Here is a 23,224-nt window from a genome sequence, read left to right as displayed (position 1 = left end):
CTATGAGCCACTTTCTCGATAGACTGAGATACCTGACCAAGCGTCCCCCGCAGTTCGCCGAAGGTCATGGCGAAACCCGTGATGAATCCCGCGATTGGGAAGACGGCTACCGTGCCCGCTGGCAGCACGATAAAATCGTGCGCTCTACCCATGGGGTCAACTGCACCGGATCCTGCAGTTGGAAGATCTACGTCAAGAACGGCCTGGTCACCTGGGAAACCCAGCAGACCGACTACCCACGCACCCGGGCCGACCTACCCAACCACGAACCACGGGGCTGTCCGCGGGGCGCCAGCTATTCCTGGTATCTGTATAGCGCCAACCGCCTCAAGTATCCGTTGATTCGCCAGGAGTTAGTGCAACTTTGGCGGCGCGCTCTGGAAAAACATTCCGACCCGGTCAATGCCTGGGCCTCGATCGTCGAAGATCCGATTCTGGCCAGCCAGTACAAGCGTGCCCGTGGCATGGGCGGCTTCGTGCGTACCGACTGGGATGAAGTCCAGACGCTGATTGCCGCCTCCAATGTCTATACCATCAAGACATTCGGCCCTGATCGCGTCATCGGCTTCTCGCCGATTCCCGCCATGTCGATGGTCTCCTATGCCGCCGGTGCTCGATATCTGTCACTGATCGGCGGCGCCTGCCTGTCGTTCTACGACTGGTACTGCGATCTGCCGCCTTCCTCCCCCCAGACCTGGGGCGAGCAGACCGATGTGCCGGAATCCGCCGACTGGTACAACTCCGGCTACATCATTGCCTGGGGCTCCAACGTGCCCCAGACCCGTACCCCGGATGCGCACTTCTTTACCGAAGTCCGCTACAAGGGCACCAAGACAGTCTCGATCACCCCGGACTATGCCGAGGTCTCCAAGCTCACCGATGAATGGCTGTCGGCCAAACAGGGCACCGATGCGGCCCTGGCCATGGCCATGGGTCATGTGATCCTCAAGGAATTCCACCTCGACAATCCGAGCAACTACTTCACCGACTACGTGCGTCGCTACACCGATATGCCGTGCCTGGTGCAGCTCGAGCAGCGTGAAGACGGCAGCTATGTGCCGGGCCGCCAACTGCGCGCGGCGGACTTCGAAGCCAGCCTGGGACAATCCAACAACCCCGAATGGAAAACCGTGGCCTGGGACGAGCAGCGCGACCAGCTGGTGGTACCGCTGGGCTCGATCGGTTTCCGCTGGGGCGAGGACGGCGAGAAAGGCAAGTGGAATCTGGAGGAGCTGGACGCCGACGGCAAGGACACTCAGTTGCGCCTGAGCCTGGCCGACAGTCACGACAGCGTTGCTCGGGTGGCCTTCCCCTACTTCGGCGGCATCGAGCATGAGCACTTCAACCATGTCGAAGGTAACGAGATCCTGCATCATTGCCTGCCGGCCAAGCGCCTGAAGCTGGCTGATGGCAGCGAGACACTGGCAGTGACGGTGTTCGACCTGATGTGTGCCAACTACGGCATCGACCGTGGTTTTGGCGCCGAAGGTGAGGACGACGGGGCCACCAGCTTCGACCAAGTGCGCCCGTACACGCCCGCCTGGCAGGAGCAGATCACCGGAGTCAGCGCCGCCCAGTGCACCCGCATCGCCCGTGAGTTCGCCAGCAACGCCGACAAGACCAACGGTCGCAGCATGATCATCGTCGGTGCCGGTATGAACCACTGGTACCACATGGACATGAACTACCGCGGCCTGATCAACATGCTGATCCTGTGCGGGTGTGTCGGTCAGAGCGGCGGTGGATGGTCGCACTATGTCGGCCAGGAAAAACTGCGCCCGCAGACCGGCTGGACACCACTGGCGTTCGGTCTCGATTGGCAGCGCCCGCCGCGTCACATGAACGGCACCTCGTTCTTCTACAACCACTCCAGTCAGTGGCGCTATGAGAAGCTCCAGGTCAAGGAGATCCTCTCGCCGCTGGCCGATCCTGCACGCTACTCCGGCAGCCTGATCGACTTCAATGTGCGCTCCGAGCGCATGGGCTGGTTGCCTTCCGCCCCACAGCTGGGCACCAATCCGCTGCACCTGGCAAAGGCCGCTGCCGATGCCGGTATGTCCACTGCCGACTATACCGTCAACCAGCTCAAGCAGGGCAGTCTCGGCTTTGCTGCTGAAGACCCGGATAATCCGCAGAACTTCCCGCGCAACATGTTCATCTGGCGCTCCAACCTGCTGGGCAGCTCCGGCAAGGGCCACGAATACATGCTCAAGTACCTGCTGGGTACCCGTCATGGCGTGCAGGGCAAGGATCTGGGACAGACCGGCGCGACCCTGCCGGAAGAGGTCGTGTGGCATGAGGAAGCACCGGAGGGCAAGGTCGACCTGCTGACCACCCTCGACTTCCGCATGTCCACCACCTGCCTGTACTCGGATATCGTGCTGCCGACAGCGACCTGGTACGAGAAGGACGACCTCAATACTTCGGACATGCACCCCTTCATCCACCCGCTGACTGCCGCCACCGACCCCGCCTGGGAAGCGCGCAGCGACTGGGACATCTACAAGGGCATCGCGAAGAAGTTCTCCGAGGTCTGCATCGGCCACCTGGGTGAAGAAACCGACCTGGTGACGCTGCCGTTGCAGCACGACACCCCGTCCGAGCTGGCCCAGCCTGAAGTGCTGGACTGGAAGAAAGGCGAGTGTGAGCCGATCCCCGGCAAGACCATGCCCAGCCTGATCGAGGTCAAGCGCAACTACCCCGAGACCTACGAGCGCTTCACCTCGGTGGGCCCCCTGCTGGAGAGCATCGGTAACGGCGGCAAGGGCATCAGCTGGAACACCGACAAGGAAGTCGAGCTGCTGCGTGGCCTCAACCACGTCAAACTGGATGGCCCGGCCAAAGGCCAGCCGCAGATCGACACCGCTATCGATGCTGCCGAGATGATCCTGTCACTGGCCCCGGAGACCAATGGTCAGGTGGCGGTGAAGGCCTGGGATGCCCTGTCGAAGATCACCGGTCGTGACCACACTCACCTCGCCCTGCCCAAGGAAGAGGAGAAGATCCGCTTCCGCGATGTCGTCGCTCAACCGCGCAAGATCATCTCCAGCCCCACCTGGTCGGGTCTGGAAGATGAGCATGTGTCCTACAACGCCGGCTACACCAACGTCCACGAACTGATTCCATGGCGTACCGTCTCCGGTCGTCAGCAGTTCTATCAGGATCATGCCTGGATGCGTGACTTCGGCGAGAGCCTGCTGGTCTACCGTCCGCCGATCGACACTCGCGCCACCCGCAGCATGGCCGAACAGAAGTCCAACGGTAATCCGGAAATCGCGCTGAACTGGATCACGCCGCACCAGAAGTGGGGTATCCACTCGACCTACTCCGACAACCTGCTGATGCAGACCCTGTCCCGTGGCGGCCCCATTGTCTGGCTGTCCGAAGATGACGCCCGCGCCATTGGTGTCGAGGACAACGACTGGATCGAACTCTACAACGCCAACGGCGCCATCGCTGCACGTGCGGTGGTCAGTCAGCGGGTCAAGAACGGCATGGCGATGATGTATCACGCCCAGGAGCGAATCCTCAACATGCCGGGCTCCGAGGTCACCGGCACCCGTGGCGGCATGCACAACTCGGTCACCCGCGTGTGCCCCAAACCGACCCACATGATCGGCGGCTACGGCCAGTTGTCCTACGGTTTCAACTACTACGGCACCGTGGGCTCCAACCGCGATGAATTCGTCATCGTGCGGCGCATGAAGAACATCGACTGGCTCGACGGAGAAGGTAACGACAGCGTACAGGAGGCCGTCAAATGAAGATCCGTTCCCAAGTGGGCATGGTGCTCAACCTCGACAAGTGTATCGGCTGCCACACCTGTTCGATCACCTGCAAGAACGTCTGGACCAGCCGTGAAGGCGTCGAGTACGCCTGGTTCAACAATGTCGAAACCAAGCCTGGCATCGGCTATCCCAAGGAGTGGGAGAACCAGCAGCGCTGGAAAGGTGGCTGGTTGCGGCGTAAGGACGGTCGCATCGAGCCACGCATCGGCGGCAAGTGGCGGGTACTGGCGAATATCTTTGCCAACCCCGACCTGCCGGAGATCGACGACTACTACGAGCCGTTCACCTTCGACTATCAGCACCTGCATCAAGCAAAGAAGGGAGAACACCAGCCCACTGCACGTCCCCGTTCGCTGGTCTCTGGCCAACGCATGGACAAGGTCGAATGGGGCCCGAACTGGGAAGAGATCCTCGGTACCGAGTTTGCCAAACGGCGCAAGGACAGCAACTTCGACCAGATTCAGGCCGACATCTACGGTCAGTTCGAAAACACCTTCATGATGTACTTGCCGCGCCTGTGTGAGCACTGCCTCAACCCGGCGTGCGTGGCCTCCTGCCCCAGCGGTGCCATCTACAAGCGTGAAGAAGATGGCATCGTGCTGATCGACCAGGACAAGTGCCGCGGCTGGCGGATGTGTGTCTCCGGCTGTCCGTACAAGAAGATCTACTACAACTGGAAGTCCGGCAAATCCGAGAAATGCATCTTCTGCTACCCGCGTATCGAGTCCGGCCAGCCGACCGTGTGCTCCGAAACCTGTGTCGGACGCATTCGTTACCTCGGCGTGCTGCTCTATGACGCCGACCGTATCGAGGAAGTGGCATCTTCCCAAGATGAGCGTGATCTGTACCAGCGCCAATGCGACATCTTCCTCGACCCTTTTGATCCCGAGGTCATCGCCCAGGCGAAGCGCGACGGTATCACCGACAACGTGATCAAGGCTGCCCAGCAGTCTCCGGTCTACAAGCTGGCCATGGACTGGCAACTGGCCCTGCCGTTGCACCCGGAATATCGCACATTGCCGATGGTCTGGTATGTGCCGCCGCTGTCACCGATCCAGTCCGCCGTCGACGCTGGTCATGTCGAGCGCAAGGGCATCCTGCCAGATATCGAGTCGCTGCGGATTCCAGTCAAGTATCTGGCCAATATGCTGACTGCAGGCGACGAAGAGCCGGTGGTTCTGGCCCTCAAGCGCATGATGGCCATGCGCGAGTACATGCGCGGCAAGCATGTCGATGGCGAACAGCGCCTGGATGTGCTGGAAGAGGTCGGGCTCAACGAGGCCCAGGTCGAGGACATGTACCGCTACCTGGCTATCGCCAATTATGAAGACCGTTTCGTGATCCCCACCAGCCATCGTGAGCTGGCCCGTGAAGCCTTCCCTGAACGCGGTGGCTGCGGCTTCACCTTCGGTAATGGCTGCCAGGGCGGCAACAATGAAACCAGCCTGTTCGGTGGTCGCAAGCAGACCTCTACCCTGGTCCAGGTCGAGCAGTACGATCCGAGCCATCCGGAAGTGAAGGAGTCTCATCATGGCTGAATCCTTCGCTCGAGGCATGCGTGCATTGGCACGCATGCTCGACTATCCCGACCGGGAAATGGCTGAGTCGTTGCCCGAGCTCGCTGTCGCGCTCAGGGCCATGCCGATGCCTCCCAGCGCCCCTCGTCAGGCCTTGCTTGACTGGTGTGCTCATCTGGCGAAAGGGTCCTTGCTCGACCACCAGGCAGCCTACGTTGCCCAGTTCGACCGCGGACGCGCGACCTCACTGCTGTTGTTCGAGCATGTGCACGGAGAGTCGCGTGATCGCGGCCAGGCCATGGTCGACCTGCTGGCCGAGTACGAGAATGCAGGCTTTGCCATCGGACAGCGTGAGCTGCCGGATCATCTGCCTTTACTGCTGGAGTTCCTGTCGACACGCTCCGAGCAGGAAGTGGCCGACTGGCTGGGCGACATACGCCATATTCTCGCCCTGCTGGCTGCTCGCCTGGAAGAACGTGAATGTGACTATGCTCTGGTTCCTCGCACCCTGCTGTGCCTGATTGGTGCAGAAGCGGATATCGATGCCATGCGCGGGGAAGTCCGCCAGGAGCCGGCAGACAATACCCCTGCCGCTATTGATGCCGTGTGGGAAGAAGAAGCCGTGCGCTTCAGTGCGAAATCAGACCAGGATTGCGCTCTGCAATCCGCCGAAGGCCGGCGTCTGGCCGAACGTCGCCAGCAGGTGCAACCGGAAATCGTTCGTCTGCCCGAATCCTCGCAGCCCTCTTCGACTGGAGGCTTATCATGATGCATTACCTTCATACCCTGCTGTTCGGCCTCTACCCCTATGTGGCCGGCGTTGTCTTCCTGGTCGGCAGTCTGCTGCGTTACGATCATGGCCAATACACTTGGAAGACCGGTTCGAGCCAGATGCTGTCCTCACGGCGTATGCGCCTGGCCAGCCCACTCTTCCACGTTGGCATTCTGGTGATCTTCTTCGGTCACCTGGTGGGTCTGCTGACACCGCACTGGGTCTATGCACCCTTCATCAGTGCCGGTAACAAGCAGATCATGGCCATCCTGGTCGGCGGTATCGCCGGGGTGATGTGTCTGGTAGGCGGCGCCATGCTGATGCACCGCCGCTTCACCGACCCACGCGTCAAGGCATCTTCCACTTTCAGCGATAATCTGATCATCGTGCTGCTGGTGGTGCAGGTAACTCTGGGACTATTGACCATTCCCGCCGCCATGCATCACCTCGATGGCGGCGTGATGCTCAAGCTGGCCGACTGGGCTCAGGCCATCGTGTTCTTCCAGGGCAACGCCGCTTCTCACCTTGAAGGTCTGGGATTCATCTACCACATCCATATCTTCATCGGCCTGACCATTGTCCTGATTTTCCCCTTCACTCGTCTGGTACATGTATGGAGCGCCCCTCTGGGCTATCTCGGTCGTCGCTACCAGATCGTGAGACGCCGTGATGCAGGAGGCCACTGATGCAGAGCATTCCGCTGGAGACCTTACCCACCACTTTCCCCACCATTCAGGTGGGGGATGTGCAGATCGATGAAAGCGCCATTGCCGGCGAGATGCAGTTCCACCCAGCCACCAGTCATGAGGCCGCAGCCATTGCGGCAGCCCGCGCTCTGGTCATTCAGCAGTTATTGCGCCAACAGGCGGCCCACCAGAGTCGACAGCCTGTAGATGAAGTGTGTGAAAGCGAGATCGCTGCCATGCTGGAGCGTGAACTGGTGGTCCCCGAACCTGACGATAATGCCTGCCGGCGCTATCACGCGGCTCACCCCGAACGCTTCAGCCATCCACCACGCTTCAAGGTGCGCCACATCCTGCTCGCCGCCGCACCGGACGATACCAGTGCCCGTGATGCAGAATTTCAACGCGCCGAACGACTGATCGATGAACTCAAGGCAAACCCTGAGCGCTTTACGGAACTGGCTCAACGCCACTCACGCTGCCCTTCCGCCACGGAAGGAGGGGGACTGGGTTGGTTGATTCCTGGCCAGACCGTCGAGGAGCTGGATCGCGCCCTGGTGTTCCTGCCGATGGGGCTGCATGATCGTCCACTGCCATCACGCTATGGTTGGCACGTGGTGTATGTGGAGGCACGCGAAGAGGCGCAGACCTTGGAATGGGAAGATGTGGTCGAGCATGTGCGCCATGAGTTGCGTGAACAGGCCACACGCATGGCCCTTCGCCACTATCTGCTGGAGTTGGAGAGTCGGATTGGCGTCAAAGGATTCTCGCTGGCCGATTCCGAACCAGATGGAGCCCTGATCCAGTGATCTAGCCAATCATCTGAACCAGTACCTCTCACGGGCTGCCTTCAGGCAGTCTGTGAGAACCTCGCACCAATATAGCGTTGACGCATCCCAGTGCTTGTCCAACGTAGGCACTTCGATGTCCTGCCTGCATGGAGATAGATATGTCCCATCATTCCCGCCAGCTCGATTTCATTCCGTTGGGTATCGCCGTACTGACGGTGTCTGATACGCGCAGCATTGATGAAGATGATAGCGGTGCTCTGCTCATTGATCGCTTGCAGAATGCCGGCCACCACCTGGTCGAACGTACGATCGTCAAGGACGATATCTATCATATCCGCGCCCAGGTCAGCCGCTGGGTCGTCGACGAGGAAGTCCAGGTCATACTGGTCGACGGTGGCACCGGTTTCACCGCTCGCGACAGTACCCCGGAAGCCTTGCTGCCACTGTTCGACAAGGTGATCGAAGGCTATGGCGAGCTGTTTCGCCAGATATCCTCCCAGCAGATCGGCACCTCGACGATCCAGTCACGAGCTGTTGCAGGGGTCATCGACCAGACCGTGGTATTTGCCATGCCTGGCTCCCCCAAGGCCTGTGCTACCGCTTGGGATGACATCATTGCTGCCCAACTGGATGCCCGTACCCGCCCCTGCAACTTCGTTGCCATGGTGGTCAAGGATATCCAGCGCTGCGACACTCGATCACCCCGCCTCGAGTCACCGTCGTGAGCATCGCTGCGGCTGCAATCAGCTTGCAACTCTGGTATCGCACCGATCTCGGTCGAGAGAATTCAATATTCGACAGCTCGTGAAGTGTGCATGAGCTTCACCTTCAGCCGCTCCGATACGCTGAAAATATTCGTCAGACACCATGGCAACTTACTGGGCCTGGGTGACGCAACTCACCAGGCCAGAGCCAAGCAGGATGGCAGTCTCGGAGATAATTCACACAGATAAGTCTGCGGAACTTATTGAAAGATCTAGAATCCCTGAAACCAAAAAACAAACGACTTCGCTGTGTTTCCGCCCCTCCCGGGAAGCTGACTACCCTGTTCTCCTTCCGCTTGATGGAGGTGGACCATTCCAATGTGATCCCCTGCGGAGTTTCAGTTTCGAATCGAATGCGGATTGGAGATATGCATGCGTGATCAGATCGACGCCCTGACCTCATTGAGAGGCATCGCTGCGATCCTTGTGGTCCTGTACCACTACACAGGAAACTTTCTGCCTAACCTATCGGTCTCTCAACATACCTCCTTTATCGTCAAGGGTTACCTTTGGGTAGATCTGTTCTTTCTGCTCAGCGGTTTCGTGATCATGCACGCCTACGGCCAGCAATTTCGCTCCAGGGTTGATTGGCCTTCCTTCCGGACATTCATGTTCGGGAGAATTGCACGTCTCTATCCACTCCATTTGACGATATTGGTGGCTTTCGTTCTGCTGGAGCTGATGAGGGCCACGTTGACTCAATCAGGAGTGGACGGCCTGCAACGAGAGGCCTTTGAAGGAGGCAAGAATCTGCCAGCCCTTGCTGAACATTTGTTGATGCTTCAGGCTGCTGGTCTGCAGGATGGCTTGACATGGAATGGCCCCGCCTGGTCAATTGGAGCAGAGTGGTTCGCATACTTGGTTTTTCCGGTGCTTGCCTCATTCCTATTCGGCAAGGGCTGGCGAGCCCATCTCCTCATCTGCCTGGTCGGCGTTCTCGGTCTGGCCGTCATTGCCGATAATCCTCGAGGATTGAACCTCACCTACGATTACGGGGCTTTCCGGTGCCTATTCCAGTTCTGTATCGGAGCGGCGCTGTATCAGGTCTTTCGCAGAGGCAGCATGCGCTGGTTGCATCATGATATAGCTTTCGTGGTGATTGCATCGATCACTACAGGACTGATGCATATTGGGGCCAACGACCTGTTGCTGCCTCCCGCTTTTGCACTGTTGATTCTGTCTCTTGCCGGTAACAAGCACCGTATCGCTGCGGTACTTTCAGTCGCTCCTCTTCGTGTGATAGGGGTGATCTCCTACTCAATCTATATGAGCCATATGTTGGTGCTCGAAGCGATTCAACTGGGAAGTCGCGTCATTACGGGGCATGGTTTTGGCCATTGGCTGGATGCACCAACATCCGTACTGGCGCTCATGGTTCTGATTGCAGCCATCCTTCTGATTTCTGTCGGTTTGTACCGCTATATAGAGCTTCCGATGCGCCATGCCTTGAGAGGAAGTCGCTTCGCTCGACTCTACGTCTATGCACCTTCGGCGACATAGGTACGACACAAGGCCATATATTCACATCAAGGCTTCATGTCCAGATAGGCACCATAAACAGAAGACTCCGTCAGCCGGAAGGCTGACGGGGTCGCTGAACTCGGGTCTCGTGGCAGGAATCAGGCGGCGTAACGTGCCACGGACAAGCCTTCCGGATTGATGGCCGGCTGACGACCATCTACCAGGTCAGCCAGTAGCTGAGCGCTGCCGCAGCTCATTGTCCAGCCCAGTGTGCCGTGGCCAGTGTTGAGCCATAGATTGTCGTACTTGGTGGCACCGATGATCGGCGTGGAGTCCGGCGTCATCGGACGCAGGCCTGTCCAGAACTCCGCCTGAGCCAGATCGCCCCCCTCAGGGAAGACATCACGCACGACCATGGCAATGGTGGCACGGCGCTTTTCCGCCAGGCTCAGATCATAGGATGCCAACTCTGCCGTGCCCCCGACGCGAATGCGATTGTCGAAGCGAGAGATGGCCACCTTGAACGTCTCGTCCATGACCGTGGACTGCGGGGCACCACCATCATCAATCACCGGCAGTGTCAGGCTGTAGCCCTTGACCGGATAGATCGGCAAGCGGATATCAAGGTCGCGGGCCAGGAATGGGGAGTAACTGCCCAAGGCCATGACATAGCTGTCTGCCGTCAATTTGCCTGCGCTGGTATGCACTGCCTCCACACGACCGGACACCCGGGTCAGGCGCTCGATAGTGGTGTTGAACAGGAAAGTCACACCCAGCGTCTCGCGACAGTAGTCAGCCAGTCGGTTGGTAAACAGGTGGCAATCACCAGTCTGGTCATCTGGCAGATGCAGACCACCAACAAACTTGCCGGGAACCCGGGCCAGAGCCGGCTCTATGGCGGTCAGCTCATCTGCGCCCAACAGCTTGTGACGAATGCCGCACTGCGCCAGCACCTGCATGTCCCTGTCCGCTGCCGCCACTTGCTTGTCGTTACGGAACAGCTGCAACAGACCACGTTGACGATCCTCATAGCGGATGCCGGTCTCGGCACGCAGCGCATCGATGCACATGCGGCTATGCTCGGCCACTCGCACCATGCGCTCCTTGTTGGTCGCATAGCTTTCAGGATTGCAGTTGCCCAGCATCTTCATCATGAAGCGGGCCATGGTCGGGTCCATGCGCGGCTGAATCTTGAGTGGAGCATGCTCCTGGAACATCCACTTGACGGCCTTCTGGGGAATGCCAGGGGCAGCCCAGGGTGACGAAAAGCCGAATGACACCTGGCCAGCATTACCGTAGCTGGTTTCCATTGCCGGTGACGGCTGGCGGTCCACTACCGTTACCTCATGGCCCTGGCGGGCCAAATAGTATGCGCTGGTCACACCCACGACGCCCGCACCAAGTACCAGAATCTTCATCTCGCCGCTCCTGTTCTTATGACCTGTTCGTTGTCACTGACGAAGCATCAATGACATGTTGTCGATTTCAGGAAAATATCAGGCCAGAGAAGCTGGCCTCATCGATGGCGGCGAGTATAGGGGGAGTTGCATAGTTTATTGTTCTGTTTTTATGCCATTGCATGGACGAGAAAAATGATTTTTATTTTTTACTCAATATATAAAGCTGAAATATTGACCTTATTTAGAGAATTTAACTTATGATACTTTAGTCGCATCTCTAGCTGTCTCCTGATACTTGAACTCCGCCAGTGACCTTTGCAGCATCAGCAACGCGGCCGCTCCGGCCAGCACATTGCCAAAGGCAGCGCCCAGCCCCAGGCCAGCCAGGTTGCCAAACAGCGTCACGCCAAACCAGAGGCAAGGCAGATAGCAGATGAACAGGCGAGTCGCTGACAGCAGCATGGCCCTGAGCGGCCAGCCCAGAGCATTGCCGGCGGAAACGACCAGCATGCACACCCCAAGGGCCGCATAACTCGGCAGCAGGAAGCGAATCAACACCACCAGATCACTGCGCACTTCCGGGTTTCCAGCCAATACCTGGGCCAACCAGGGCGCCAGCAATGCCATGCAGATACCCAAGGAAAGCTGCCAGATCACCACGACCTTGAGGGTCAGGCGAAGCAGACGGCGTATCTGGTTCCAGTCACCTGCGCCATAGCAGCGCCCCAACCATGGAGGAAGCGACATGGTCAACGCCAGCACCACCATCAAGGACACGGTTTCCAGACGACCGGCCAGTCCCCATGCAGCAACCGCGGATTCGCCCAGCTTGGCGACCAGATAGATAGCCAGCATTGCCGCCAGAGGAGGCATCAGTTGTCCTGCCATCGCCGGGCCGGCGACGCCTGCAAAAGCACCAGATGACGCCCGCCATTCCTGCTTCAAGCCGGTGAATGCCAGCCAATCAAGCTTCACCAGGCGCACGCCAAGCACACTGGCTGCGACGACAAAGGCGCCAACTGTTGCCCAGGCTGCGCCCGCCAGGCCCAGACCGTCCCAGCCCCCGACACCGAAGATCAACAGCGGATCCAGCACCAGATTGAGCAGACTGGTGATCACCATCATGCTGCCGGGAACACGAGTATTACCGTGGGAGCGGAACAGGCTGTATGCGAAATAGACGATTGCCATTCCCCAGGCAGCCAACAACTGTGGTGCCCAGTAGTCATGTATCATCTCGCGAGTAGGAGCATCTGCACCCAACGCAGTGAAAACGGGTACCTGTACCACCCACAGCAACACACACAGAACACCGATCACTGCCGTACCCAGCGCCATTACCAGCGTTCCCAGGCGCCGCGCCCGCAACGCCTCCCCAGCCCCAAGGGCACGAGAGATCAGCGCAGCAATGGCAATGCCGATACCCACCTGTACGCCAATGATCAGAAACGTCAGCGGAAAGGTAAACGACTGCGCTGCCAGGGGTGATGTACCCAAGCGTGCAATGAAAGCCGAGTCAACCAGCTGGAAACCCAACAATGACAGCACACCAATCGCCATTGGCCAGGTCTGGCGCCATAATTGCCTTCCCAGCCGTGAGTCAGTTTGCGATGGATCCACGTAATTCCCCTATTCAGATCTGGCACTCTGGGTAAAGCCAGGCCATATATTGACGCACAAACCCCCATTCCTTGTGGGAATGGGGGTTTGGTGAACCAGCCAGCCCGATGGATGCTGCCATCAGGCGGGCATCAGCAACACACCGGGCATTACTGGCGGACACCCTCGAAAGTCACATACAGCTCCAGTGAGCGCATGCCCTCCGGGAACTTGCTCATGTCGATGTCATAGTCACCCAGGTTCAGCTCAGTGCTACCCTCGAAGCCCGCACGGTAGCCACCCCAGGGATCATCCCCTTCTCCCAGTAGCGTTACCGGCATCTCGATGGTGTTGGTCACTCCGTGCAGCGTCAGATCACCTGTCAGCACACCCTCGTTGTCGCCGGTAGGTTCAAAGCCTGTGGAAGTGAAGGTCGCCGTCGGATATTCGCTGGCGTCGAGGAAGTCAGCACTGAGGATGTGCTTGTCGCGCTCAGCGTGGTTGGTCGTCAGGCTGGTAACGTCCACTTCGATATTGGCAGCAGAGTCTTCCAGGTTTTCCGGATCATAGGAAAAGGTGCCATCAAAGGACTCGAAACTGCCGAGGATATAAGAAAAACCGAGATGGCTGATCTTGAAGTTCACGAAGGCATGCTGCCCTTCTGTGTCGATCTGATAGTCGGCAGCCTGAGCCTGGGCCAGCGGAAACAGCGCCGTGGCGCTCAGGGCAGCAATGGCAATCTTCTTCATGTTGGATCTCCTGGATAGGTTTTTCACTTCACTGCAAAAGTCACGCTAGCAAACAGTCACGCTAGAAAACACAGTCGCCTGTCATCACCCCCGGCGCGCATGCCTGGGGTTGATCATACGCCTCAAGGTGTCCTGACGATCCATCAGGTGGTGCTTCAATGCCGCCAGAGTATGGCCTGCAGCCAGCACGATCAGCACCACCGCCGCATACCAATGAACAGCTCCCGCCCAACTGGCCTGCCCGGAAAGACCACTGATCAGTGGCGGCATCTCGAACCAACCGAACACCGAGATCCCCTTGCCTTCCGCGGTGGAGATCAGATAGCCACTGATCAGTACCGCCAGTATCAATACATAGAGAGCAAGATGGCCGAGGGCAGCTGCACTACGCTCAATAGAGCCGCCGTGAGCATGGGGTGTCGGTTGCATGAGGCGCCATAGCAGGCGAAACAGGGTGGCAAACAATATCAGGATACCGATGCTGCGATGCCACCAGGGAGCATCGTGATACCAGGGACTATAGTAGTCCAACCCGGTCATCCACCACCCCATGACAAACAGGCCGATAATGGCAATCGCACTCAGCCAATGCAGGAGAATACTCACCAATCCCCAACCACTACGGGTGTTTCGCCACATCATCAGCCTCACATGAGTTCACGCTGTTAAGTCAGAATTCCATAATGGGTCAAAATTCCATAATGGATCAGAATCTCGTCAAACATCACGATCTTATCGATGAAATCGATCTTAACCCAATCAAATGCACCTAACCGTTGAAAAATTATGGACGAATGATTCGGAATTTACGTATGGCACCTATTGGAGTACGAAGACCAGGCAATGAAAAACCCTCGACCTTGATATTTGGTGCAAGGTCGAGGGTTTCACTTTCATTACTGTGTCAGAGCTTTCACTACTGTGTCAGAGCTTTCACTACTCTGTCAGAACTATCACTGCTAATTCTGAACTTGCGCCTGTTCATCTCCGAAGCAACATGGCGCCAGAAACACAGTGCCTGTGATTACGCCAGGGCATCCAGGCCGCGGGAAAGGTCGGCCTTGATATCGTCAAGGCTCTCAAGACCTACGGCAATCCGGATCAGGCCATCGGCAATCCCTGCGCTGGCCTTCTGTGCATCGGACAAACGACCATGTGTCGTGGTGGCCGGATGCGTGATAGTGGTCTTGGCATCGCCCAAATTGCCGGTAATGGACAGCAGCCGGGTAGCATCAATCACGCTCCAGGCACCCTCACGACCACCTTTCACTTCCAGCCCGAGAACGGCGCCAAAGCCATCCTGCTGTCGCTTGGCCAGCGCATGCTGCGGATGACTTTCCAAGCCACTGTAATGGACGCGTTCCACCGCGGGGTGAGCTTCCAGCCAACGTGCCAGCTCCAGTGCAGAAGCTGAATGCGCTTTCATGCGTAGCCCCAGGGTTTCCAGGCCCTTGGTGAAAATCCAGGCATTGAACGGACTGAGGCATGGGCCGCAGGTACGTACCACGCCAAACACTTCTTCCAGCAACTTGTCCGGTCCGACCACTGCCCCACCAATGGCTCGCCCTTGTCCATCGATATACTTGGTGGCGGAATGAATGACCAGATCCGCCCCCAGCTGAATGGGGCGCTGCAGCACGGGTGTCAGGAAGCAGTTATCGATCGCCAGCAGCGCATCATGGCGCCGGGCGATTTCGGCAAGCGCCGGAATATCGACCACTTCGGAGAGCGGGTTCGACGGAGTCTCGGCAAACAGCAGCCTGGTAGCCGGCGTCATGGCGGCTTCCCAGGCACTCATATCCGACAGTTCCACATAACGCGTGGTGATGCCGAACTTGCCCAGGTACTTGTCGAACAGACTGACCGTCGAACCGAACAGTGAACGTGATGCAACGATCTCATCGCCCGCCTTGAGCAGTGCCAGCGCGGTAGAGAGGATTGCCGCCATCCCCGAACTGGTCGCTACGCAACGCTCGCCTCCTTCAAGGGCTGCCAGACGCTTTTCAAAAGTACGTACCGTCGGATTGGTGAAACGCGAGTAGATATTGCCCGGTTCCTCACCCGCAAACTTGCGCGCCGCCTCAGCGGCGCTGCCATAGACGAAGCTCGAAGTCGGGAAAATCGGCTCGGCATGTTCCTGCTCGTGGGTCCGATCATGTCCGGCACGAATTGCCAGGGTCTCGATACCCCAGCCATCGGCACTGAAATCGTCGTGCATGGGTCGCGTCCTTAATCGTCGATATCATCGTCCTGATTATGCATTCCGACCAACGCATGGTCACCCGCGCTCTGCTCCTGCTTGGCAATATCGTTGCGCGACGCTTCCAGGTCAGCGAGATAGGCCGCATCGATGTCACCCGTGATATAGGCACCATCGAAGACAGAACAGTCGAACTCATCCAGGGCCGGATTGACTTCCCGGCAGGCATTCTTCAGGTCATCCAGATCCTGATAGACAATGCGATCAGCGCCGATCAGCTCCCCGACTTCCTCTTCGGTGCGCCCATGGGCAATCAACTCGGAAGCGGCCGGCATGTCGATACCGTAGACGTTGGGGTAACGCACGGGCGGCGCGGCAGAGGCAAAGTAGACCTTGTTGGCACCCGCTTCGCGGGCCATCTGGATGATCTGCTTGCAGGTCGTACCACGCACGATGGAATCATCCACCAGTAGTACGTTCTTGCCCTTGAACTCCACATCGATAGCATTGAGCTTCTGGCGCACGGATTTCTTGCGCAGCGTCTGGCCAGGCATGATGAACGTCCGCCCGATATAGCGGTTCTTCATGAACCCTTCGCGGTAGGTCACCCCCAGGTGCTGGGCCAGCTCCAGTGCAGAGGTCCGCGATGTATCCGGAATCGGAATGACCACGTCGATATCATGGTCCGGCCACTCGCTCTTGATCCGATCGGCCAGCTTGCGCCCCATCATCAGGCGAGTACCGTAGACATAGGCGCCATCCATCAAGGAGTCAGGACGGGCCAGATAGACATGCTCGAAGATGCAGGGCACCAGTTGCGGCCGGTCGGCACACTGCTGGGTATGAATCTGAGCATTCATGTCGACGAAGATGGCTTCGCCCGGAGCCAGATCTCGCTCCAGCTGGAATCCGCCAACATCAAGCGCCACGGATTCGGAGGCGATCATCACGTCCTGGCCCTCTTCTGTCTGGCGGGTACCGAACACTACCGGACGAATGCCGCAAGGATCGCGGAAGGCCACCATGCCCACGCCATTGATGATCGCCACGGCGACATAACCACCACGACAACGACGATGAACACGGCGTACAGCGTCAAAGATGTCGCCCGGCTGCAGATGCGGCCCTTGCTTGCCCAGTTCGTGGGCGAAAACGTTGAGCAACACTTCCGAGTCTGAGCTGGTATTGATATGGCGCAAATCAGAGGAGAACAGCTCTTGCTTGATCTGGTCGGCATTGGTCAGGTTGCCGTTGTGGGCCAGCGAAATACCGTAAGGTGAGTTGACATAGAACGGCTGCGACTCTGCCTCACTGGAAGATCCCGCAGTCGGGTAACGTACATGGCCGATCCCGAGGTTGCCTTTCAGACGCGCCATATGACGAGTGTGGAAGACATCGCGCACCAGGCCATTGCTCTTGCGCAGCAGGAAACGACCTTCATTCCAGGTCATCATCCCGGCAGCGTCCTGACCACGATGCTGAAGCACCGTCAGGGCATCATAGATTGCCTGGTTAACCGCCTGATTGGCCATCAGGCCGACGATACCGCACATTCACCTTACCTCGCTTGCCTTGATACGCCGTCACGGGACGACGCGAGAAACATCTTTTCCAGAAATGCGCGGCTTCTTGCATAAACGCTCTGCAAAAAAACGTGCTGCAGCCGCTCGCCATTTCCTTAGCTGGTGCTATCGGGGGCTATTACCTGGCCCTCGGTCACTGTATTCGTCGCCGGTTCCTCTGGCATTGTACCCTCTTCCGTGGGCATTTCCTGCATAGGGGTTTCCTGCATAGGGGCTTCTTCAGATGGCGGAGCCTGACGCAATGCTTCAGGAAGTTCGGGCAGTTGCCCTCCGAATTCGTCCCACTGGCCAAGTGCCCAGGCACTCAACTGCTCGAATTGCGGACGAACGGCAGCATCCTGCCAGGCACTGAGTTGTTGCAGCGGAGTGAAGCCGATCAGAACCGTGACAAGACAGAGCACTGCGGCCGCCTTGATGCCACCGAACGCGGCTCCTGTCAGACGATTGAGGAATCCCGCTCCGACCCACTCCACTGCCGCCTGCAACATGCGAATCAATATGCCGGAAGCCAGAATGGTGACAATGATCAGCGCCACAAAAGCAGTGATCAGTCGGCCATCTGGGCTATCGATCCAAGGCGCCAGATGGTCAGCCAGAGGCGTCGCAAATGCCCGGGCTACCAGCAACGCCACAATCCAACTGGCAAGACCCAGTGCCTCGCGAACCAGACCTCGCACAAACCCTGCCGCCACCGCCAATGCCAGTATCGCAACAAAGACCCAATCCACCCATGTTGCCAGCATCAACTATCCACCCTCACCACCAGACCTTGTTGATTGATCTTGGCCTTGAGCTCACTGACGACGCGTTGTGCATCTCCAGATGCACCAAACGGCCCTGCATACACCGTGGTCAAATTATTGCCACGTGCACGCGTGAAAGCGGGATACCCCAACTCACGCAGCTCGCCCAGCAGGCGTTCAGCATTGGCAGCTTCACCAAAGCTGCCGACCTGCACCGCCCATCCACCACCTCCGGTATTGGTGCTGCTGGCCTGCGACTGGGAACGCTGCTCGGCCGCCTTGGCCAGTTCTGCAATCGGATCACGAGTGGGAGAATCCTGTTGCGCTGCATTGTCCTGTTCTGATGAACGAGACGATTGCGTGTCGGATGACTGAGCGGTGTCGCTACTCTTCTGGCCACGCGCCTCATCCTCACGATTGCCATCCTGCGCGGAGCCTGCCGAGGTAACATCCTCAGGCTGAAGTATCTGCCCCAACCCGTCAGGCGGGGTTGGTTCAGGAACATCGCGATGTTCGACCTCTACCGGCTGATCGATGGTCAGCACCGGATCCGGGCGCTCATCCCTGGGGGATTCCGGGTCGCTGAACAGCAAGGGGACAAAGATCACTGCCAAGGCAATCACGATAATGACGCCGCTGACCCGCTCACGCATTCCGTATTTCATCTTGCTCCCTCAATGGACGCAGGCCGTTCTCCGGCCTCGGTTTGCCATTGTTGCAGTATGGCACCAACCGTCAGGAAGGACCCTGTCACCAGCACCTGGTCCTGTTCCTCCATATGGGCCTCCAGCCATTCGGCTCCAGCCAGAGGATCATCAGCGCAATGCAACACCGTCAACCCCCGATGTTCCAAACGTTGCGCAAGATCCTCTGCACTACGACCACGCTCTCCCGACAATGATACCGTCACCCAGGCATCGACGACCGGTGCCAGGGCCGCCATGACGCCTTCGGCATCCTTGTCATCGAGCATGCCGAGCAGGGCCAGCAGGCGACCCGAGCCTCGTAGCCCTGAGCACTCCCCAAGGCGTCGGGCCAGATACTCGGCAGCATGAGGATTGTGTCCCACATCCAGGCACCACTGTCCATGCCATTGCATTCGCCCTGCCAGTTGCACCTCAGCAAAGGCACGTCGACAGGCATCAGCCTGCACAGCGATATCACACAGGACAAAGGCCTGCAGCGCGGTGGCCGCATTGTCCCTGGGGAGGTGAGGGTCTGGAAGATCGACAAGCTCTATCTGTGCCTGCAAGGCATCCCGCCCCCGCCAGGCCCATGTTTCCTTGCCTTGATGGTTGAAATCCTGGCCCAGGGCATGTACTCGAGCACCGATCTGCGCGGCATGTTCATGCACGCTCCGAGGCAATGTCTGACTACCCAGGACCGCTGGCCGGTCACTGCGCATGATGCCGGCCTTCTCGCGACCGATGACCTGAATATCGTTACCCAGAAAAGCAGCATGATCCTGAGCCACAGTGGTAACGACCGCCACATTCGGATCGATCACATTGACCGCATCCAGGCGCCCACCCAGGCCGACTTCAAGCACCGCCAGTTGCGGACGGCTCTGGGCAATGGCCCAGAGCGCCCCAAGGGTGCCGACTTCAAAATAGGTGAGGCTGACCGGCTCCTGCTGCAGCCGAGCCTGCTCCACGGCAGCAAAGCCCGCCATCAGCAGTTCATCATCGGCTTCTACCCCATCAAGGCGCAGGCGCTCGTTGTAACGAATCAAATGAGGAGAGGTGTAGGCCGCCACGCTCAGCCCATGCTTCAGGGCCAGCGATTCAAGCATGGCGACCGTCGAGCCCTTGCCATTGGTACCCGCGACGGTAATGACCCGCTCAGCAATAGGTGCCTGCAGCAGGCCCATTCGCTCAGCCACCTTGGACACTCGGTCCAACCCCAGGTCGATACCCACGGGATGAGCAGCCTCGAGCCTGGCAAGCCAGGCATCGAGGGTCATGGGAGCATCGTCAGTCATGGCGAAAGATCAACGCGATTTATCAGAGGAAGGCTCAGCGTCCTTGGACGCGTCAGTGCTGGCATGTTCTACCGAACTGTCAACAACGCTATCTGCCACCAGCACTCCATCGCCCGGCACTTCGTTGCCACCGACCTCAACATCACCCACTGCTTCATCATCGGACACGCCAATGGCTGGCTGTCCCGTCAGCTTGCGCAGCACTGCACCCAGGCGCTCACGCATCTGGTGACGATGCAGAATCATGTCGACAGTGCCATGCTCCAGCAGGAACTCACTGCGCTGGAAGCCTTCCGGCAGCTTTTCGCGTACCGTCTGTTCGATGACGCGCGGTCCGGCAAAACCAATCAGTGCATTGGGCTCGGCCACGTTCAGGTCACCGAGCATGGCCAGGGACGCCGAGACGCCACCGAACACCGGATCGGTAAGCACAGAGATGTATGGCACCCCCGCCAGGCGAAGCTTCTCCAGTGCCGCGGATGTCTTGGCCATCTGCATCAGGGAGAACAGGGCTTCCTGCATGCGCGCGCCACCAGAGGCAGAGAAGCACAGCAATGGCAGGTTTTCTTCCAGGGCCAGGCTGGCAGCACGCACGAACTTCTCGCCGACCACTGCGCCCATGGAACCACCCATGAAGGTGAACTCGAAGGCCACGGCCACCACCGGCAGACCATCCAGGGTACCGCGCATGGCAACCAGTGCATCTTTCTCACCGGTCTCCTTTTGGGCCGCATTCAAGCGGTCCTTGTACTTCTTGGAATCGCGGAACTTGAGACGGTCCACTGGCTCCAGGTCAGCCGCAATCTCTTCACGCCCTTCCTTGTCGAGGAACCAGTCCAGACGCTTGCGTGCTGTCAGGCGCAGATGATGGTCACACTTGGGACAGACATTGCTGTTCTTCTCGAGCTCAGGGAGATAAAGCACCGATTCGCACTTGGGACACTTGCGCCACAGGCCATCCGGTATGCTAGCCCGTCGCTCCTTGCGCTGAATGCGGCCCACCGAGGGCACAATCTTGTCTAACCAGCTCATCTCAGAAGTCTTCCATTAAATGCGGTCGCAGAAACAGGCCTGCAACGTATTCGAATCGGTTGTCCGGAACCATCCCGATGTTTCATCGGTGGCGTCCACCTCCCCGTACCGGGAAAGACAATAGATATCCAGACGTGTTGGGCGCTTATTGTAGCGGCTCGCTCCGGGTAATGGGTAGGTCAGTTCACCGTAACCTTTTCCATCGCCTTTGTGCTCAGGCTCAGAAACCACTCATGCGCTTCACAGCGCTGATGAAGGCCCGCATGGCAGCGGCATCCTTGAGACCCGGCGCAGACTCGATACCACCAGAAACATCCACGGCAAAGGGTCTTACCCGGGAAATGGCTTCCGCTACATTATCCGCCGACAATCCGCCAGCGAGGATAACAGGTTTTGGCAAATCACTGGGAATCCGCGACCAGTCGAACGTCTCCCCGGTGCCACCAGGCACGCCTGGGCGATAGGCATCGAGCAGCAGTCCACGTGCATCACGGTAGTCCTCGGCAGCCTGGTACAGGTCAAGGTCATCCTTCATGCGCAGAGCCTTGATCCAGTGGCGACTGAACTGCACACAGAACTCAGGAGATTCATCTCCATGAAACTGCAACAGATCCAGGTGCGGAAGACAGCACTCGACCTCTTCTCTGGACGGATTCACGAACAGACCCACTCGCGTGACAAAAGCGGGCACACGCGATGCCAGCATGGCCAGCGTGTGCTGGTCGATCCCGCGTTTGCTTCCCGACCACAGCACGAAACCCAGGGCATCTGCCCCCAGCCTGACGGCGACATCGACATCATCCGAGCGGGTGAAACCACAAAACTTCACCCGAGTGCGAACAGGCTCATCGTGCATATCGTTGGCCATGCGCCTTTACTCCTTCGTGTCCGGTTCCGGCTTCTGCCGTTGCGCAGCAGTTGGACTGTCGAATTCCGTAGCGTCATCGACATTGCCATGTTCATCCATGTCGCCTCCCACGCGCTTGCCCGCCTTCCAGGCCGCCAAGCGTTCTTCTGCCACCGGCCGGCCTCGACGGAATTCCACCATGGGGCAATCCGGTAACGGCCGCTGGCCCGTCCACTCGCCCAGAAACGCCAGCAGATTGGGACCCAGTGGTTCCTGCGGCAGGTTCCAGGACTCATCGTAGATGGAATCGACGAAGTGCAGGCCACAGGCGGGAGCAGTGACGTCGCTTTGGGTGCGATCCTTCAATGCCAACAGGCGTGCCATATAATCGCTGCCCTGTTCTCCACGACCTACCGTGATCAAGGCTCCAGCGATATTGCGCACCATATGGTGCAGGAAGGCATTGCCCTGAATATCGATCACCACCAAGGGACCATGGCGATGTACTTCGATGAAATGCAGGTGGCGCCATGGGGTCTTGGACTGGCAGCCCGCCGCGCGGAAGCTGGAGAAGTCGTGCTCTCCCACCAAGGCTTGCGCGGCCTCATGCATGGCTTCCGCATTCAGGGGGTCGCGGCACCAGGTGGCATTGGCCCGTTCCAGCACCGGCCGACTCGGCTGATTGAGAATCACATAGCGATACCGCCGCGCCAGCGCCTTGAAGCGAGAATGGAATTCATCAGGCACTTCACGTACCCAGCGAATGGCAATGTCCTTGGGCAGATTGGCATTGCCACCGAAGACCCACGCTTTTTCAGAACGCTGCGCAGGTGGATCGAAATGCACCACCTGCCGGGTCGCATGGACACCAGAGTCCGTGCGCCCGCTGCAATGTACCGTGACCGGTGCCCCCGCCACTCTGGCCAGGGCATCCTCCACCGCGCCCTGTACCGATGCCGTATGCTTGAGACGCTGCCAACCACAGTAGTGGGTGCCATCGTATTCGACAGAAAGCGCCAGACGGCCTTTCAGAGGGGTTCGTTCATCAAGGTGGTAAAAAAGGGTCATGCCGCCTGCTTGTCATCAAGGTCTGGTGAATCGCCAGAACATTATCCTCTTTCCGCCAGCCAGAGGCTAGTTTGGTACGTTGCTCGACCTTCAGTAAAAGATACCCAGTCAAAGCCTATCCCGGGTGTAAGCAGCGCTTAGACACCTTGCACTCCTTCCCCCAGTGAGTCGTAAAGCTGCCAAATCGTCTTGCCATGTTGCTACTGTCGATCAATTCAACCTTACGGCCCACTTGGATTATCCGTG

General features: G+C 58.5%; 19 protein-coding genes. 7 read left to right on the top strand and 12 right to left on the bottom strand.

Features of this window, described 5'->3' with window-relative positions:
- Nucleotides 1-2 precede the first annotated feature (2 nt).
- The 7 genes from Q1K07_RS04130 to Q1K07_RS04100 all read left to right on the top strand — a co-directional run bounded on the left by Q1K07_RS04130 (nt 3) and on the right by Q1K07_RS04100 (nt 9,815).
- Nucleotides 3-3,764 (top strand): nitrate reductase subunit alpha, encoded by a 3,762-nt coding sequence (locus Q1K07_RS04130; RefSeq protein WP_300308254.1) that lies wholly within the window; start codon nt 3-5, stop codon nt 3,762-3,764.
- Nucleotides 3,761-5,326 (top strand): nitrate reductase subunit beta, encoded by a 1,566-nt coding sequence (gene narH, locus Q1K07_RS04125; protein WP_300308251.1) that lies wholly within the window; start codon nt 3,761-3,763, stop codon nt 5,324-5,326. The genes Q1K07_RS04130 and narH overlap by 4 nt, the downstream gene beginning before the upstream one ends.
- A complete protein-coding gene (narJ, locus tag Q1K07_RS04120; protein ID WP_300308248.1) occupies nt 5,319-6,074 on the top strand; it encodes a nitrate reductase molybdenum cofactor assembly chaperone in 756 nt (251 codons plus the stop codon). Before narH ends, narJ begins: the two co-directional genes overlap by 8 nt.
- Complete coding sequence (gene narI / locus Q1K07_RS04115) at nt 6,074-6,763, top strand: respiratory nitrate reductase subunit gamma (protein ID WP_300308642.1); 690 nt, start codon at nt 6,074-6,076, stop codon at nt 6,761-6,763. The genes narJ and narI overlap by 1 nt, the downstream gene beginning before the upstream one ends.
- Nucleotides 6,763-7,569 (top strand): peptidylprolyl isomerase, encoded by an 807-nt coding sequence (locus Q1K07_RS04110; protein ID WP_300308245.1) that lies wholly within the window; start codon nt 6,763-6,765, stop codon nt 7,567-7,569. Before narI ends, Q1K07_RS04110 begins: the two co-directional genes overlap by 1 nt.
- A gap of 140 nt (nt 7,570-7,709) precedes the next feature.
- On the top strand, nt 7,710-8,276 hold the full coding sequence (gene moaB / locus Q1K07_RS04105; protein ID WP_300308242.1) for a molybdenum cofactor biosynthesis protein B: 567 nt from the start codon (nt 7,710-7,712) through the stop codon (nt 8,274-8,276).
- A gap of 411 nt (nt 8,277-8,687) precedes the next feature.
- The gene (locus tag Q1K07_RS04100; protein ID WP_300308239.1) at nt 8,688-9,815 is read left to right on the top strand and encodes an acyltransferase; all 1,128 of its coding nucleotides are present in this window, start codon (nt 8,688-8,690) and stop codon (nt 9,813-9,815) included.
- A 119-nt stretch (nt 9,816-9,934) separates the two neighbouring features.
- On the opposite strand, the gene Q1K07_RS04095 is transcribed toward Q1K07_RS04100, so the two are convergent.
- The 12 genes from Q1K07_RS04095 to truA form a co-directional block, all read right to left on the bottom strand.
- Nucleotides 9,935-11,194, bottom strand: a complete 1,260-nt coding sequence (locus Q1K07_RS04095; protein ID WP_300308236.1) for a D-amino acid dehydrogenase — start codon at nt 11,192-11,194, stop codon at nt 9,935-9,937.
- A 237-nt stretch (nt 11,195-11,431) separates the two neighbouring features.
- Nucleotides 11,432-12,736: an MATE family efflux transporter gene (locus tag Q1K07_RS04090; protein WP_300308639.1), complete on the bottom strand. Its 1,305-nt coding sequence runs from the start codon at nt 12,734-12,736 to the stop codon at nt 11,432-11,434.
- Between the two features lie 209 nt (nt 12,737-12,945).
- Nucleotides 12,946-13,524 (bottom strand): YceI family protein, encoded by a 579-nt coding sequence (locus Q1K07_RS04085; RefSeq protein ID WP_149284574.1) that lies wholly within the window; start codon nt 13,522-13,524, stop codon nt 12,946-12,948.
- A gap of 84 nt (nt 13,525-13,608) precedes the next feature.
- Nucleotides 13,609-14,163: a cytochrome b gene (locus tag Q1K07_RS04080; RefSeq protein ID WP_300308636.1), complete on the bottom strand. Its 555-nt coding sequence runs from the start codon at nt 14,161-14,163 to the stop codon at nt 13,609-13,611.
- A gap of 385 nt (nt 14,164-14,548) precedes the next feature.
- Nucleotides 14,549-15,742, bottom strand: coding sequence for an O-succinylhomoserine sulfhydrylase (locus tag Q1K07_RS04075; protein WP_300308231.1), 1,194 nt, complete (start codon nt 15,740-15,742; stop codon nt 14,549-14,551).
- An 11-nt stretch (nt 15,743-15,753) separates the two neighbouring features.
- Nucleotides 15,754-17,277: an amidophosphoribosyltransferase gene (purF, locus tag Q1K07_RS04070; RefSeq protein ID WP_300308229.1), complete on the bottom strand. Its 1,524-nt coding sequence runs from the start codon at nt 17,275-17,277 to the stop codon at nt 15,754-15,756.
- A 125-nt stretch (nt 17,278-17,402) separates the two neighbouring features.
- Nucleotides 17,403-18,050 carry a CvpA family protein gene (locus Q1K07_RS04065; protein WP_300308226.1) on the bottom strand — a complete coding sequence of 216 codons (648 nt, stop codon included), beginning with the start codon at nt 18,048-18,050 and terminating at the stop codon, nt 17,403-17,405.
- Nucleotides 18,050-18,715, bottom strand: coding sequence for an SPOR domain-containing protein (locus Q1K07_RS04060; protein WP_300308223.1), 666 nt, complete (start codon nt 18,713-18,715; stop codon nt 18,050-18,052). Before Q1K07_RS04060 ends, Q1K07_RS04065 begins: the two co-directional genes overlap by 1 nt.
- Nucleotides 18,712-20,031: a bifunctional tetrahydrofolate synthase/dihydrofolate synthase gene (gene folC / locus Q1K07_RS04055; protein ID WP_300308221.1), complete on the bottom strand. Its 1,320-nt coding sequence runs from the start codon at nt 20,029-20,031 to the stop codon at nt 18,712-18,714. Before folC ends, Q1K07_RS04060 begins: the two co-directional genes overlap by 4 nt.
- 9 nt (nt 20,032-20,040) lie before the next feature.
- Nucleotides 20,041-21,063 (bottom strand): acetyl-CoA carboxylase, carboxyltransferase subunit beta, encoded by a 1,023-nt coding sequence (accD, locus tag Q1K07_RS04050; protein WP_300308218.1) that lies wholly within the window; start codon nt 21,061-21,063, stop codon nt 20,041-20,043.
- Between the two features lie 220 nt (nt 21,064-21,283).
- Complete coding sequence (locus Q1K07_RS04045) at nt 21,284-21,931, bottom strand: phosphoribosylanthranilate isomerase (protein ID WP_300308215.1); 648 nt, start codon at nt 21,929-21,931, stop codon at nt 21,284-21,286.
- 6 nt (nt 21,932-21,937) lie between these two features.
- Nucleotides 21,938-22,978: a tRNA pseudouridine(38-40) synthase TruA gene (gene truA / locus Q1K07_RS04040; RefSeq protein ID WP_300308212.1), complete on the bottom strand. Its 1,041-nt coding sequence runs from the start codon at nt 22,976-22,978 to the stop codon at nt 21,938-21,940.
- Between the last annotated feature and the right edge of the window lie 246 nt (nt 22,979-23,224).

The sequence above is a fragment of the Halomonas sp. genome (assembly GCF_029263665.1).
Taxonomy (GTDB): Bacteria; Pseudomonadota; Gammaproteobacteria; order Pseudomonadales; family Halomonadaceae; genus Halomonas.
The sequence above is the reverse complement of the archived record's forward strand: the minus strand, read 5'-3'. Positions and strand labels throughout refer to the sequence as shown.